The organism is Neobacillus sp. S1227, assembly GCF_055385255.1.
The window spans coordinates 5,233,176-5,247,681 of sequence record NZ_AP038276.1; the positions used below are offsets into that span (position 1 = coordinate 5,233,176).

Genomic DNA, 14,506 nt, shown 5'->3' on the forward strand with positions numbered 1-14,506 from the left:
CAAACCAATTAAAAAAACAATTGTGTTCTTTGCATTTTGCAACACATTATAATTATAAGTGAATTCCTTCTAAAGTAAAAGTAATTACTAAAGCGATTTCAAGAATATATTTTTAAACGAAGACTCGCCGATTTGGCTAATCCAATAGGACCGTTCATGAGGCGCAGCTGAATTTATGCGTTAAGAAATTATAAATTTTGATGAAAATTTATAATTTCCTAGTAGCCAAAAAAAGGACCATTTTATAGAATCTCTATAAAATGGCCCCCCCTCTGTCTCTTATAAGAACATATCTAATATTAAAGTAAATACTAATCCGCTAACACCTACGATAGTGGAAAGAATGGTATAGGTACCGAATGCTTCTTTCAAGGTCATGCCTAGAGATTCTTTAACCATCCAGAATCCCGCGTCGTTAACGTGTGATGCAATGGCACTGCCGGCACCTGTTGCAAGTGCAACTAACTCCAAGTTAACATTCGGCATAGTTGCAAGCAATGGAAGTACTAAACCAGGAGTTGTTAGGGTTGCAACAGTTCCTGATCCAAGACAGATACGTAGTAATGCGGCAACAATCCAAGCAAACAGTACTGGTGACATATGTGAACCTTCGAATATTTTTGCAACATAATCACCAACGCCGCCATCAACAATAACCTGCTTTAAGGCGCCGCCGCCGCCGATAATTAATAGCAGCATACCTAATGCATTAACGGCTGAACCACAAGAATCCATCAACTTGCTCATCGGAATTTTTCTTGCAATACCCATTGTGTAAACAGCGAACAGAACAGAAAGAATCATAGCGGTGTCAGAGTTCGTGATAAAGCGAATAACGGTGATGAACGCATTTTCTTTTAATCCCAAAATATCGACAATCGCACCAATCGCCATTAAGATAACAGGGAATAAGGCAGTGAAAACGCTGATTCCAAAACCAGGTGTTTCTTCTAATTTAAATGCTTTCGCCACACCAAAGGAAGAGCTGACTTCTCGATTGAATGCAGTTGGAACAATTTTTTGAGCCATCTTAGGATACCAAATACCCGCAATAATAACCGTAGGTATCGCAACAATGATTCCGTAAAGTAACATTAGACCAACATTTGCATGATATTCAGCAGCAACAGCGATTGGTCCTGGATGCGGCGGCAAGAAAGCATGTGCCGCCAATGCAGCAGTAACCATTGGAAGACCTAATTTAACAACCGAAACTTTTGCTTCTTTTGCGATTGAGAAGATAATCGGAATTAATAATACAATGGTAACTTCAAGGAATAAGGCAATACCGCATATGAATGAAGCAATTAATACAGCCCATTGAATTCGTTTTTCACCAAATTTGTCAATTAACGTTGTGGCAATACGATGCGCACCACCTGCATCAGCGATTAATCGGCCAAGCATGGCGCCAAGTCCGAAAATGATTCCGATATGGCCAAGTGTTCCGCCTAAACCGGTTTCAATTGAATGAACAACATCCTTCACTGGAATCCCCAATAGTAGAGCAACAATAAAGGAAACAATAATTAAGGATACAAATGTGTTCAATTTGAAGCGCATAATTAAAAGAAGTAATAATAGTACCCCAATAGCAATTATGACTAAAGGCATAATGTCATCCCCCAAGTGTTTTTTGTATTTTTTAAATGCTGCAGCCTATCTTTTTACCTTGATCCATATAGGTTTGTTGCCCAGACGGTCAATACACCTTCACCGAATATTCTTATTCACACATGCAAGTGCTTACAAAAGAAATAAAAAAATAAAGGCTTTTTGTTCAGTGAAAAGGTTATCATCATGAAGGCATTTTACCCAACTCATGGTAAATAGATAATATTTGCAACACATTTATTCACATAATGTTTCAGATAATACCAAACCCTAAATAACGTTGGTATTTGCATCACATTGTGAACGTTATCATTTTATCTTTTTTCGAATAATCTTGTCAATAGGATTAAATAGATTATTTTGTTTATTTTTTCAACAGTCTTCATGTGTGAAAAGAAAAATCCCTCTCTTCACCTGCAACACCGAAGCAATCTTTCATTTTTGACCTAGACAACGGGGTTACATTCTATTTTTCCCATTGTGATTTGTTTATTCTCTCCTAGGAATTATTAATAAAAATAAAAAAACACGGATAAATGCAGACACCTTTTATCCGTGTTTCTTATTTTTATATGCTAATGGCCTATTCCCCAATGATGACCCGGAGGACGTTCGGTCGGTCTTTGAAGGTTTTTGTGCCTGCTCCATAACCAATGGCTTTTACCTCCATAGATGGAATCGTGCAAAATTCTTCTGCTAGTACCGCTGTGATGGCTGCACCTGTTGGGGTTGTGAGTTCAAATCTGACATCGCTTTGTTCAATCGGCACACCTTTTAAAATTTCTAATGTAGCTGGTGCTGGGACGGGATAAATGCCGTGGTCGATATGTATTTTTCCTGTACCGACTGGAACGGGCGAGGATTTTATTTTCTGGATGTCCAAATGATGAAGTAAGATGGCGGCTCCTACAATATCGATGATGGAGTCAACGGCACCAACTTCGTGAAAATGAACCTTTTCTAATGGGACACCATGAATATGCCCTTCAGCCTCACCAATTTTTTGAAATATTTTTAAGGAAGTTGCTTTTACTTCAGTTGCCAAATCAGATGATTCAATCATTTTTACAATATCACTGAATGAGCGGTGTTGATGCCCATGGTCATGTTCATGATGATGGTCATGCTCATGATGGTGGTCATGCTCGTGATGATGGTCATGTTCATGATGGTGGTCGTGGTCATGTTCATGATGGTGAGCATGTTCATGATGGTAGTCATGTTCATGATGATGGTCATGTTCATGATGATGGTCATGTTCATGATGATGGTCATGTTCATGTTGATGGTCATGTTCATGTTGATGGTCATGTTCATGTTGATGGTCATGTTCATGATGTTGTTGGCTATGTGTTAACAACACATCAAACTTCGTACTAGTAATTCCGTTCTTCACGATTTTATTCCAGCTTAATTGGTATTCATCTTCGAAATGAAGTTTTTTTAATTCTTTTTCTAAAATAGCCGGATCTGCCCCTGCATCTAGAAGAGCGCCGATAAACATATCACCGCTTACCCCTGAAAAACAGTCAATATAAAGTGTTCTCATCCCATTTTTGCTCCTTTTTTTGCGATGTTATCAATCAGGACTGCGTTGTATGCTCCGCCAAATCCATTGTCGATATTGACCACACTGATTCCTGAAGCACAGGAATTCAACATTGTCAGCAGTGCGGACAAACCGTTGAAATTTGCACCATATCCAATGCTCGTCGGAACGGCAATGACCGGATGGGAGACAAGCCCGCCAACCACACTCGGCAGCGCCCCTTCCATGCCTGCAACAACGACGGAGACGGTCGCCTGTTGGATTTGTTCAATATTATCAAATAAGCGGTGGATTCCTGCAACACCTACATCATAAAAGCGACGGACGTTACTGCCCAGCGCTTCGGCCGTAACAGCAGCCTCTTCTGCCACTTTCAGATCAGACGTGCCGGCGCACACAATCGCAATGTAGCCTTGATATTCATCCTCTTTAATGGTGTTCTTTTTCCAAAAGAGAATTTGTGCTGTTTCATTATAAATAAATTCCGGATGCTCCTGAAGGATATAATCCGCTTTATCTTTTGAAATCCGTGTAACAAGAACATCATTATTTTTTGATCGGATTGCTTGGATAATAGAAAGGATCTGCTCTTGCGTCTTCCCTTCCCCATAAATCACTTCCGGGAACCCCTGGCGATTCTTCCGGTGATGGTCAACCTTTGCAAACCCCAAGTTTTCATAGGTGGCTAACTTTTCCTTCGCCTCAGTTACCGTTAATTTGCCACTTTGGACTTGCGACAATATTTCTTCTAACATAGTTTTCACACACCTTAAACAAACTTGTTCGAACCAAACCATATCATCTATTATTTTCCTTGACTGGTCCAAACATACTTTGAAAGCCGCTGCTTGCCAGCCCACCCAATTATAGAATAATCTTATATAAAAAGCACATATGAGGTATGGGTATGAGGCATGGGGACGATTCTCGTGCATCAAAAAAGGTTCACAGTAACGTGTTATAGGTTGAAAGACCGAGGGAATTTAGAAGGATATTACTTTTGTCTATCATTTCATAAAATACATATATGGGGGTTAGCAATATGTTCAAAAAACTAATTATCTTGGTTGCTCTTTTATCAGTTTTATTGGCATTGGTTTTAATTAAAAATAATACAACTTCTCCTGTGAACAATACGACAACGGCAGGCAGTGAGTCTGCTGGATTTACTACAATAGAATACGAGATTACCGATATTAAAGGTGACCAATACTACGGTAAGAGTACAGACGGGACAAAAATCGAATTTTCTGCGGATAAAATCATCAAGGGTGAAAGGGTTCGTGTTCACGATACGGTCATTTGCTATTTTGATAAGCATAATTTCGGGAAAGGATTGGTAAAGGTCGAAAAGAAATAAACAGCTGTAAACCCTAATGTTATAAAAAATGCACATGGGCTGCAAACCGCATGTGCATTTTTTATTGGCACCTTCCATAAAGACAACCTGTTAAAAAGTGATTTCGTCCGTTTCCCTTGATAGGGAGTGGGGCAGCTTTACTGTTTTTGCTGATGAAACGCAAGAACCGTCCCCGCGTTCGGTTTTTCACCCTTGGCGATGATGCGTAAGAACCGTCCCCGTGCACCACTGAGTAGGTGGTACATGGTTGGGACGATGACGAGTGTGAGCAGGGTGGATGTGAGCAGGCCTGATATGACGACGATGGCGAGAGATTTAGAGATGAGCCCGCCTTCGTCAGATAGGGCTAATGGCAATAAGGCGCCGATTGTTGCAAGTGCCGTCATCAGGATGGGACGCAAGCGTGTTTTTCCGGCCTCAAGCAGAGCGGACTTTAGCTCCATGCCCTTCTGTTCATTCTGCTTCACCCGGTCCATCAACACAATGGCATTGGTGACCACGATTCCGATTAACATTAAAAATCCAACTAACGCTGGCATCCCTAGTGCCTGATTCGTCAAAAACAATCCCAGCAATCCGCCAGAGAATAAGAATGGCAGCGACGAGAGAATCGCAACTGGCATTAACGAGTTTCCAAATGCAACAAGCATCACGATAAACACCAGCACAACAGCGACCGCCATAGCAATCATCATATTCGTAAAGCCTTCATTCATTGCTTGCGCCTGGCCTTCGGAATGATAAGTAATACCTGCCGGCAAATCTAACTCGGCCATCCGTTTATCCACCTCTGCCTGCACACCCGAAGCATTATCAGTAGTAATGCGGCCCGTTACCTGCACATATTGCTGCTGATTTAACCGGTATAACGCCGACGGACTTGGTGCTTTTTTCAATGTTGCCACTTCTGATAGAGTGACTTGCTGCCCCAATAGATTTGTCATACCTTGGCTCATAATTTTATCAATGGAGTCTAACGAATCCCCCGCCAATGACAGATGGATATTTGTTGTTTTCCCTTCGACCTGCATGTTGGCGACCGTATCTCCGGAAATCAACTCTCTTACGTAGCCTGCCACCATGATTGGGTTTAACCCATTTTCCGCAGCTTTTGCGTCATTGATTTCCAGCTGTAACTGTTCCTTCACCCCTGAAAGGTTGGATTCGACATTTTCCAGACCATCAATACCTTTCAGCTTTTCTGTGATCATTTTTCCAGCCTTCTCTAAATCCTTGACATTCCCGCCTTCGACCATTAATGCCAAGCCGCTTGTACCAACAAGGCCAACGGGACTGAGCGCTACAAGCATTTGGGGGTCCAGTTTTTCAACCTTATCCCTGACATTTTTCTCAAAATCAGTTGTTTGATTCTTTGTAGCGTTATCCTTCAAGTCAATCGATAAGCGGACATATTCGCCATTCACAACGGTTTGGACATGTTTCACCTGTTTTTCCTGCTTTAGAATTTCTTCCATCTTTACAGCAATCTGGTTTGACTTTTCTAGCGAAGTTCCAGCCGGTAAATCCCCTGTCAGACGGTACGCTACGGCTTTTTCCTGCGGCAGGAAGTTCTTTGGAATCAGCGGAACCAAAACTAGCGATCCGGCAAACAGGACAACAGCCAGAATGAGGGTGATGGCCCGTTTATTTAGCACCCAGGCAAGCGTATGCCGATAGGCTTTTTCAAAAATGGATTCCTTGACCTCTTTGTGTTTGATTCCGAGTAAAAATAACTTCGCCAACAGCGGCACGACGGTTAAGGACACGATTAGAGAGAACGCGAGCGCCACGATGACCGTAATGCCGAACGGAGCAAAGAACCGGCCAATGATTCCCGGTACAAAGGAAAGTGGTCCGAAGACGGCAATCGTTGTCAGTGTTGACGAAGTGATGGCACCGCCGACTTCTTTGGCCGCTGTCAGCACCAGCCTTTCATTTCGATTCGGGCTTGTTAACGTGCGGCGGTACACATTTTCGATGACCACAATCGAGTCGTCAATGACGCGGCCGACCGCCACTGCGATTCCCGCGAGTGTCATCATGTTTAAGCTATAGTCAAAATACTTCAGTGTTATCATCGAGGCCAGGATGGACAGCGGGATGGAAAGTACAGCCACCAGCGTTGCCCTGATGTTACGCAGGAATAGGAACGTGACAATCACGGCGAACAATGTTCCCAGCAATACTTCACGGAGCATGCCATCGACGGAGGTTTTCACTTCTTTTGACGTATCAAATAATTTCGTTAAGGTGTAGCCAACTGGAAGATCCAGTGCATCCAGCTTTTCCTTTGCCTGTGAAACGACTTCAACCGTATTGGCGCCAGGCAGTGCCTTCATTTCCACAAGGACCGCTGGCTTTTCGTTGAGACGCGTATACACCATTTCTTGTTTGTTTTTGTAAGAAACGTCGGCAATGTCGGCCAGCTGCAGTTTTTCAACCGAGCCCGTTGGCCCTTGTGCCAAGATTTGAATTACTTTGACATCCTCAACTGAATTCAGTTTGAAATCTGCCTGCACATTGAATGTTTTTTCGTTGATATTGACCTGCCCGGCCGGGAATGAAAAATGGTGCGCCTGCAGTGTTTGCTTAACCGTTTCATAGGTCACACCGTGCTGCTTCATTTTTTCCGGATCGAGCTTGATGGCGACTTCCTTTTCAGTTTCACCGGAAATATCAATCGAGCCTGCTCCGTCAATTCCAGTCAATGCCGGCTTGATCCGCTCGTTGATATATTGCGTCAGGTCGGATTGATTGGCGGTTTCCGACGACAGCGCAAAGGTAAAGACCGGCATGGCGGAAGGGCCATCCTTTAGAATCTCCGGTTTTTCTGCACCGGCAGGCAGCTTGATGGTTGAGGCTGCCGTTGTGACTTCCTTCTCGGCCTCATCCATATCCTTGCTCATCTCAAATTCAAGAATTCCGACAACCATATTACTATGGGCTTCGATGTATAAGTTATCAAGCTTCTTGATTCCTGACAGTGTTTCTTCGAGTGGCTTTCCTATATCCTCTAATCCTTGCTCCGGAGTAGCGCCGACATACGGCACCTGGACAACGATATAAGGAATGTCAACATTTGGCATCGACTCCATTTTCATCGTTTTAACGGAATAAATCCCCCCTGCCAACACCATCAGCATCGCGATAAAAATTACACCTGCATTCTTTAACGAAAACCTAATCCACGATTTCATAACTTCTCTTCCCCTTTATAATCAGATACTATTTGGATGGATTTACCTTTTTTATTATAGGGTTTCCAACCCTCCATCAACCTCGGGCAGCTGCTGTAATTATAACTAAGACCTCAGACCTAGAGGGAATGAGGTAGGGGTGAGGCATGGGGACGGTTCTTGTGCATCAATATGGTGGTGTTAATTAGGCTGAAATGAGGCATGAGAACCGTCCGAGACCACTGAAAAACAGTCCTTAAGATGGTTATTCGGATACTTCCGCCTCTTTTTTATGCGATTTGTCCGAAGGCTATATAGGTTCGGACACTTCCACCCCTTTTTTAAGTGATTTTGTCCGAAGGCTATTTAGGTTCGGACACTTCCGCCCCTTTTTCAAGTCATTTTGTCCGAAGGCTGTATATGTTCGGACACTTCCGCCTCTTTTTTAAGCGATTTTGTCCGAAGGCTGTATAGGTTCGGACACTTCCGACTCTTTTTTAAGCGATTTTGTCCGAAGGCTGTATAGGTTTATCATAGAGTGTGTTTTTCAGTGCTCTAGAACCGTCCCCGTGTTCCAATCAGCCAAAGTGATGCATGAGAACCGTCCCCAAGTACTACTTTCTATAAATCATGGTTGATAGGCCGATGATTAGGGCGTTGTAGAGGATGAATAGGGTCATGAGGTGGATGCTGCTTGGTTCTGTTGAAAATTGGAGGATGGCGATGTCGCTTGGTCCAATTAGGTGATTAATGGTCAGGTTTTGAGCCATATGGGCAATGGTGACTGGCAGCAATTTTCGGCCGCTTCGTAAATAGACATACAAAAGCGAGCAGCTGGTGGTCAGTAAAAACAGGATATAAATCGGATCAAAACCTTTGAATACATGTGACAGCATGAAAAACAAACTGGTAATCACGTAGAGCTTTACTGTACTCAGATGCTCAAGGTTGGTCACGAGGTACCATCGGAACAACACCTCTTCCGTCAAGGCTGCCTGAAACCAGGCAAATGCCGCCAGCAACAGCAACAGGTAAAACGATGTGCTCGAAAACACTGCGAGATTCCATTCAACCGAAAAATGATTCACTTTGGCAGCCTGATACAGATAAAACAGGACCATACCGGCCGTTAACAATAGGGAAAGCATCGAAAACAACACATCTTTCCGATTCAGCTTAAGCCGTAAAGTAGAAAAGGATTTTTTATCGACATATTTGTAGAACAGCAGGATGGTAACGGTTTGAAGCACAGCGCCAATCACCGTAAGCGTCCCCCACTGGACGATGTTTAATGGGTCCATCCTTTTGCCCCAGACAACCATCAAGACGAAAATCGTTAAAACGTTAATCAGAACAATCGATAACGAGCGAATGTAATTCTTTTTCAATTTAAAAACCCCCCGTGAATTTGTATCTCTACTGTACCGCTAGAAACAAGCGTCAGCGTAGTGCCGAAAAGTCATAATCTTTCAGGGGGGAAGATGACTTTTTGGTTACTTTCTTAAATGACTTTTTTAAATGATAGAGGTCCCGATTAGGCTCTTTTTTTTAAAATAAAAAAGCTGCCAATATACACTTTAGAGGGTACAGCAAAACACACTTGAATTCACAATATGATTCACAGTGCGATTTTTATTGATTTATCACCATTTTAGAGAATTTTAATTGCTTCTCATTTTCTAATTCACAAGGTATTGGAGGGTGTGTGAATTTTTATACTCCCCCAACGCATTGAAACATAAGAAGTCTTATCCTTAATTGAGTAACTAGTGGTAATAAAATAAGCGAAAATTTTTCCGCTAAATGGAGAATAGGGCTCATTCCGGCGTAAATAAGGGAAGGTTTTTCGCTTAAACAAAGCAAAATTCCCAATACTGAAGTTTTTTGAGTCAATAGGGGAAATTTCTCCGCCTATTTTAGTTATTCTTGATCTTAATTGCTAATTAAGGGAAATTTCTCCCCTTATTTATCAAACTCTGTCTAATGAACTTGTACACTTACGTTTGCTTTAGTCCAATAAAGAAAATAAGGCTTAGAGATATTTTCATCTCAAAGCCTTATGGACTGTGCAATATACTGTGATTTGTGTTGTCAAAGGTTATGATTTGCTATGTGGTTAGGGTTGTGATTTACCGTTTTGCACCTCACAAGTAAACCTGTTACAATATAGGTCAGCTTTTTGCAGCTATTTCCTCTCATCCGGCAGCAAACATTCCTCCATCGCTTTTGTAATCGCGGCGGAGCGGTTTTTAACATCAAGCTTCGAATAGATGCTGGAGATATAATTTTTCACCGTCCCCAGGGATAGGAACATTTTTTCCGAAATGGCCTTGTTTTGGAAGCCATGGGCGAGAAGGTTCAAAATCTTCAATTCCTGCTGGTTTAGGTCATACGGGTGGTTGGCGGAAGGTTCCTCGGTGGCGGCAGCCTGTGATTCGGACACACTTTGAAAAACTTCTCTTGCCAAATGCTGCGGTACAAGCGAACCGCCGTAATAGACCAGTTCAATTCCTCTTACTAAAAACTGAGGATCCACCGCTTTTAAAATGTAACCCTCTGCGCCCGCCTGAAGGGCAGTCCGGACGTGATCGATATCTTCAAACGTTGTTAAAATGATAATCTTGGCTTGCGGCCATCGTTCCTTAATGAGCTTTGTGGCCTGAACCCCATCCATAATTGGCATGTCAATATCCATCAAAATCACGTCAGGCACCGACTGCTCACAATGGGCAATGGCCGCCTTCCCGTTTTCGGCCAATACGATATTCTTCAGGTCCGCTATACTTTCCAACACAATCTTTAGGCTTTTTCTGATTAATTCTTGATCCTCAACAATCATTAATCGAATCATCCTTCACTCCACTCCTTTGGAACTGGAACCGTACAAGTGACCGTCGTTCCCTGTTTTTCATAGGATTCAATATGGAAGGAGCCGCCAAAGGTCATCAGCCTGTCTTTCATCGAATTTAGGCCGAATCCATACTGAATTTGCTCATGGCCCACGCCATTATCCTTTATCTGCATTAGAATCATCGTCTTGGTGAATTGAAGGGTAACCGTTACGTGCGTCGCCTGCCCATGCCGTTTCGCGTTGGTCAGAGACTCCTGCAAGCTGCGCATCAGCGCGGACTTCCCCCCTTCACTGATTTCGGTTTCATGCCCACTCACCTGAAAATCAACAATTGTTTTTGTATGGATAGAGAAATCGTCGATTAAACTTTGGCAATTGGCGGCCAAGGCCTGGTCTCTCCAGTCCCCCGACAGCTGATGGATGGTTTTTCGAACATCTGCCAAGCCTTTTCGTGTCAACTGAGATAGCTCCTGAATCGAGGAGACCGCCGCCTCTTGATTGGCCTTGATGATAAACGGAAGCGCATCAAGGCTGGCAATCACCGATGTGAAAACATGTCCCACCGTATCGTGCATTTCCTTTGAAACCCTGCTTCGTTCTTCTTTTATCACCAATTCTTCCATTCTTTTCGCATATTGCTCCAGGGTTTTATTTTTTTCACGAATGGACATTAGCAGTTCATTGCGATGCTGGTTGATCATGCCGATCCTCCCGAGCATGAACCCAAAGCCATACAGCATCGCCATATCAGCAAACCGCCCCCAGGAATCCTGTTTATAAAAATAATCGCCGGCCAGCGCTCCTATTAAAACAAGAGCCGCACTAAGGATGGGGGAAATCCAAACATAAGGGCGGGACTGGCTGACAAAGGCGATCGTGAAAAGCGGGAAACTGATGATGCTTAGGATTTCCGGGCCAAAATGATGGAATTGGTTGACTAAAAAGATGAACATACTGCCTGTCAGAATCAATTCTGAGGTTAAATAGAGGTGGAGCTGTATCTTCCCCGGCCGGTAAAAAAGGTAGGGAACAACCAAGATGAGCAAAAACCATAAGGCTAGCGGGATTTTTTTGTAGGGGTCCGGATAAAGCGGGAGGGCATTGATCGATACATTAAAGACAATCCAAAAAATCCGGATGAAAAAAATAAAGGTATCCAGCGAGGACCATGTTCGTTTTTCTATTTGGACTTCCATTTTGATCAGCTTCCTTTTAGGGATATTAGATTGGTAGGTTTAGAGGTTCTTTCTACTGAAACCTGGCTTATTTTTTCTATTAATCATTTTATCACCTAAAACAGAATGTTGGAATATTTATCCTTTTGCTGACATACCAAAAAGACTCCTCCAGCATTATGCTGAAGGAGTCTGGCAAATTTATCTCATTTTGCGGATGTTCTAGCTGAGATATTAGAACCACCCCCATGCATCTCGCCACGAGTGATGCACGGGAACCGTCCCCATGCATCACTAGCGCAGAACAGATGGGCCGACTAGGGCTTGTGGGTTTTCTCCTAATGCTAGTTTGCTAATGTTTACGTAGCCTAATTGTTGGTAGGTTTTTAGGAGTTGTTTTAAGTCTAGGAATTTGTTGTCTGTTTTGAGTTTGTCGATTTCCTGTTTGTATACTGATAAGACGTAATCGTCTTGGGAAATTGGCTCGAATTGATTTGGATCTTCATCCATGATCAATGTACCCATATATTGATATCCGTAATGAAGTTGTCGGGTCAGTTTAATGATATTGATAAATTTTTGATAAATCGAGGCATTTAATTTTTCAATAGCCGTTTGCACATTTTTCAATTCGTTGTAGCTAGAAACGATGACCATGTTATTTCTCCCCCTTTACTCGTATTAATCCCATGGCTTATCAACTGTCAATTTGGACACAAGCTCTTTGTTTTGCTGCCTTTTCAGCTTGCGGATTTGTTCGCGTTCTTTGCCTGTTTCAAAAAGAAACTTCTCTTCCTCAGTTTCTGGGATAACTGCAGGCACTTCGATTGGCCGTTTGTTTTCATCCAAAGGAACAAAAGTAAAGAATGCAGTTGCCGCGATCCTTCGGTCTCCCGTTTCCAAATCTTCAGCAACCACCTTGCAGAAGATCTCCATCGATTTTTTCCCAGTATAGCTTACAAAAGATTCGATGCAGACCGAATCACTGACGCGGATTGGTTCGATGAAGTTGACGGAGTCGGTCGATGCCGTTACACATTCCTTAACCCTTGTATGCCTGCGGGCAGAAAGCACCGCGCACGCATCCATTTTCTTCATCAGGACGCCGCCGAACAATGTATGATAGTTGTTCAAATCGTTAATGAGCACCTGGTCGGTTTGTACAACACGTGTTTCTTTTACTTTCTTTGCTTGCAATTCCATCACCCTATATATAAAAATGCCTTTGAAGCGGCTGCTTCATTAGCATGATGTTTTTTTACTTATAAAGTATAATACGACTACTGTACTAATATACAATGCCGATAGAACATGGTGTTCATAACAAAATCGTATGAAGGCGCTTCCTGTCAAACGACACAAAAAAGCTCCCTCTTTATATAAGCGGAAGCTTTCTAAAAATTACCATCAGATGGGCTTGCCTTCGACAGTTTTTCCCTCGCAAAGCGGATAAATTCTTTGGCAACCTTCGATAGGTGTTCATTCTTTTTCCAAATTAACGCCAGATTCCATTCAATCGCCGGATTGGTGACGGGAATGGTTCTAAAATCATTTTTTAATTCCAAACAAGTGCTCTCCGGCAACAACGTAATTCCGATATTGTAGGCAACCAATTCCTGAATGAAATCCAACTGTGAGGTCTCAGAAATAATGGACGGTTGAAATCCCGCTTCTTTGCATGCCGTGATGACAAGATTTCGCATCTCAAAATCCTTGTTGAACATGATAAAACTTTCTTCTTTTAGTTCCTGCAGTGACACGGCTTCCTTTCCGGCCAGACGATGCAGCGGGGGAACAACTAGTTTTAGTTTTTCTTTTACAAACATATATTTGTCCAGAAGATCATTTTCTTCCGAAAGAACGACAACCCCAAAGTCCAGTAAATCATTGATTATTTTCTCTTCAATTCGTTTCGACCCGGCCTCTTCCAACTGGAAGGTCACCTCGGGATATTCCTGGTGAAACGAAGCAATAAGCTGCGAGAAAAATATCGAATTGATGATCGTCGGAAGTCCGATGCGGACATGCCGCGTTTTTAATTTAAGCACGGTATCAAGCTCTTCGCTTAATAGCTGCAGCTGCTCTTCAACTTTTAATGCATGTTTAATGAGAACCCGGCCTGCATCCGTCAGCTCCAGCTTTTTCCTAGTCCGAATGAACAGAGGCGTCCCCAATTCATCCTCCAAGGATTTAATAATTCTGCTCAGCGCCGGCTGCGTAATAAACAAATTTTCCGCCGCCGTCGTAAAACTCCCCGTCCTCGTAACCTCAATAAAACACTCCAACTGTTTAAACTCCAAGCACATCAAACACCTTACATAAATTTAAAATATTATTTAGTTTACCACAAATTGATGCATAGGGACGGTTTATGCCTCAAAATGGCACGTTCAATAAAGCTGCCTAATGAAATCTAACCTATCTTTTCGGGAAACTTTTCCCTTTTTTCTTTTTGGCTCTTTTCGTAAAGTTTGTTCTTTTTGGGAATAACACTGCCCGTTCCTTTCCGCTACAGGCGCTTGCTTTCCGCGGGGAGGAAGTCGAGCCTCCTCGACGTTCCGTCTGCGGGGTCTCGACCTTTCCTCTATTTCCCGCAGGAGTCAAGCGCCTTTCGCTCCAATCCACTCGGTGTTTTCAATATAGTTAAAAGCAACAATCTCTGAGAAAAGAGCCTTCTTTTTCAACCTATCTTTTGGTTAAATCCTGACAAAACCCCGTTATTATCACATTTTCCCTTGAATCAAATTGAAAAACTCGTCGAAAATTGCTTGGGAAATAGAA

At 42.7% G+C, this 14,506-nt stretch carries 11 protein-coding genes; 1 reads left to right on the top strand and 10 read right to left on the bottom strand.

Annotated elements, in window-relative coordinates; genetic code table 11:
• Nucleotides 1-279: 279 nt before the first annotated feature.
• From ACZ5AE_RS26155 to larB, 3 genes are all read right to left on the bottom strand, one after another.
• Nucleotides 280-1,614 carry a gluconate:H+ symporter gene (locus tag ACZ5AE_RS26155; RefSeq protein ID WP_464567492.1) on the bottom strand — a complete coding sequence of 445 codons (1,335 nt, stop codon included), beginning with the start codon at nucleotides 1,612-1,614 and terminating at the stop codon, nucleotides 280-282.
• 583 nt (nucleotides 1,615-2,197) lie between these two features.
• Entirely contained in the window at nucleotides 2,198-3,163 is a 966-nt protein-coding gene (larC, locus tag ACZ5AE_RS26160) for a nickel pincer cofactor biosynthesis protein LarC (protein WP_464567494.1), read from the bottom strand.
• Nucleotides 3,160-3,918 (bottom strand): nickel pincer cofactor biosynthesis protein LarB, encoded by a 759-nt coding sequence (gene larB, locus ACZ5AE_RS26165; protein ID WP_464567496.1) that lies wholly within the window; start codon nucleotides 3,916-3,918, stop codon nucleotides 3,160-3,162. Before larB ends, larC begins: the two co-directional genes overlap by 4 nt.
• Nucleotides 3,919-4,205: 287 nt before the next feature.
• Between larB and ACZ5AE_RS26170 the strand changes: the two genes are divergently transcribed.
• Nucleotides 4,206-4,523, top strand: a complete 318-nt coding sequence (locus ACZ5AE_RS26170) for a hypothetical protein (protein ID WP_464567498.1) — start codon at nucleotides 4,206-4,208, stop codon at nucleotides 4,521-4,523.
• Between the two features lie 137 nt (nucleotides 4,524-4,660).
• On the opposite strand, the gene ACZ5AE_RS26175 is transcribed toward ACZ5AE_RS26170, so the two are convergent.
• The 7 genes from ACZ5AE_RS26175 to ACZ5AE_RS26205 form a co-directional block, all read right to left on the bottom strand.
• Complete coding sequence (locus ACZ5AE_RS26175; protein WP_464567500.1) at nucleotides 4,661-7,720, bottom strand: efflux RND transporter permease subunit; 3,060 nt, start codon at nucleotides 7,718-7,720, stop codon at nucleotides 4,661-4,663.
• Nucleotides 7,721-8,313: 593 nt separating this feature from the next.
• Nucleotides 8,314-9,087, bottom strand: coding sequence for a CPBP family intramembrane glutamic endopeptidase (locus ACZ5AE_RS26180; protein WP_464567502.1), 774 nt, complete (start codon nucleotides 9,085-9,087; stop codon nucleotides 8,314-8,316).
• 797 nt (nucleotides 9,088-9,884) lie between these two features.
• Nucleotides 9,885-10,550, bottom strand: a complete 666-nt coding sequence (locus ACZ5AE_RS26185) for a response regulator transcription factor (RefSeq protein ID WP_464567504.1) — start codon at nucleotides 10,548-10,550, stop codon at nucleotides 9,885-9,887.
• Complete coding sequence (locus ACZ5AE_RS26190) at nucleotides 10,547-11,746, bottom strand: sensor histidine kinase (protein ID WP_464567506.1); 1,200 nt, start codon at nucleotides 11,744-11,746, stop codon at nucleotides 10,547-10,549. The genes ACZ5AE_RS26185 and ACZ5AE_RS26190 overlap by 4 nt, the downstream gene beginning before the upstream one ends.
• A gap of 273 nt (nucleotides 11,747-12,019) precedes the next feature.
• Entirely contained in the window at nucleotides 12,020-12,382 is a 363-nt protein-coding gene (locus tag ACZ5AE_RS26195) for a hypothetical protein (protein ID WP_464567508.1), read from the bottom strand.
• A 24-nt stretch (nucleotides 12,383-12,406) separates the two neighbouring features.
• Nucleotides 12,407-12,922 (bottom strand): acyl-CoA thioesterase, encoded by a 516-nt coding sequence (locus ACZ5AE_RS26200; RefSeq protein WP_464573740.1) that lies wholly within the window; start codon nucleotides 12,920-12,922, stop codon nucleotides 12,407-12,409.
• A 197-nt stretch (nucleotides 12,923-13,119) separates the two neighbouring features.
• Nucleotides 13,120-14,025, bottom strand: a complete 906-nt coding sequence (locus ACZ5AE_RS26205; RefSeq protein WP_464567510.1) for a LysR family transcriptional regulator — start codon at nucleotides 14,023-14,025, stop codon at nucleotides 13,120-13,122.
• Nucleotides 14,026-14,506 lie beyond the last annotated feature (481 nt).

Bases quoted from the DNA above. Each gene is read 5' to 3' on its own strand.
- larC (WP_464567494.1), bottom strand. From the start codon at position 3,163: ATGAGAACACTTTATATTGACTGTTTTTCAGGGGTAAGCGGTGATATG.
- ACZ5AE_RS26170 (WP_464567498.1), top strand. From the start codon at position 4,206: ATGTTCAAAAAACTAATTATCTTGGTTGCTCTTTTATCAGTTTTATTG.
- ACZ5AE_RS26185 (WP_464567504.1), bottom strand. From the start codon at position 10,550: ATGATTCGATTAATGATTGTTGAGGATCAAGAATTAATCAGAAAAAGC.
- ACZ5AE_RS26195 (WP_464567508.1), bottom strand. From the start codon at position 12,382: ATGGTCATCGTTTCTAGCTACAACGAATTGAAAAATGTGCAAACGGCT.
- ACZ5AE_RS26175 (WP_464567500.1), bottom strand. From the start codon at position 7,720: ATGAAATCGTGGATTAGGTTTTCGTTAAAGAATGCAGGTGTAATTTTT.
- ACZ5AE_RS26155 (WP_464567492.1), bottom strand. From the start codon at position 1,614: ATGCCTTTAGTCATAATTGCTATTGGGGTACTATTATTACTTCTTTTA.
- ACZ5AE_RS26190 (WP_464567506.1), bottom strand. From the start codon at position 11,746: ATGGAAGTCCAAATAGAAAAACGAACATGGTCCTCGCTGGATACCTTT.
- larB (WP_464567496.1), bottom strand. From the start codon at position 3,918: ATGTTAGAAGAAATATTGTCGCAAGTCCAAAGTGGCAAATTAACGGTA.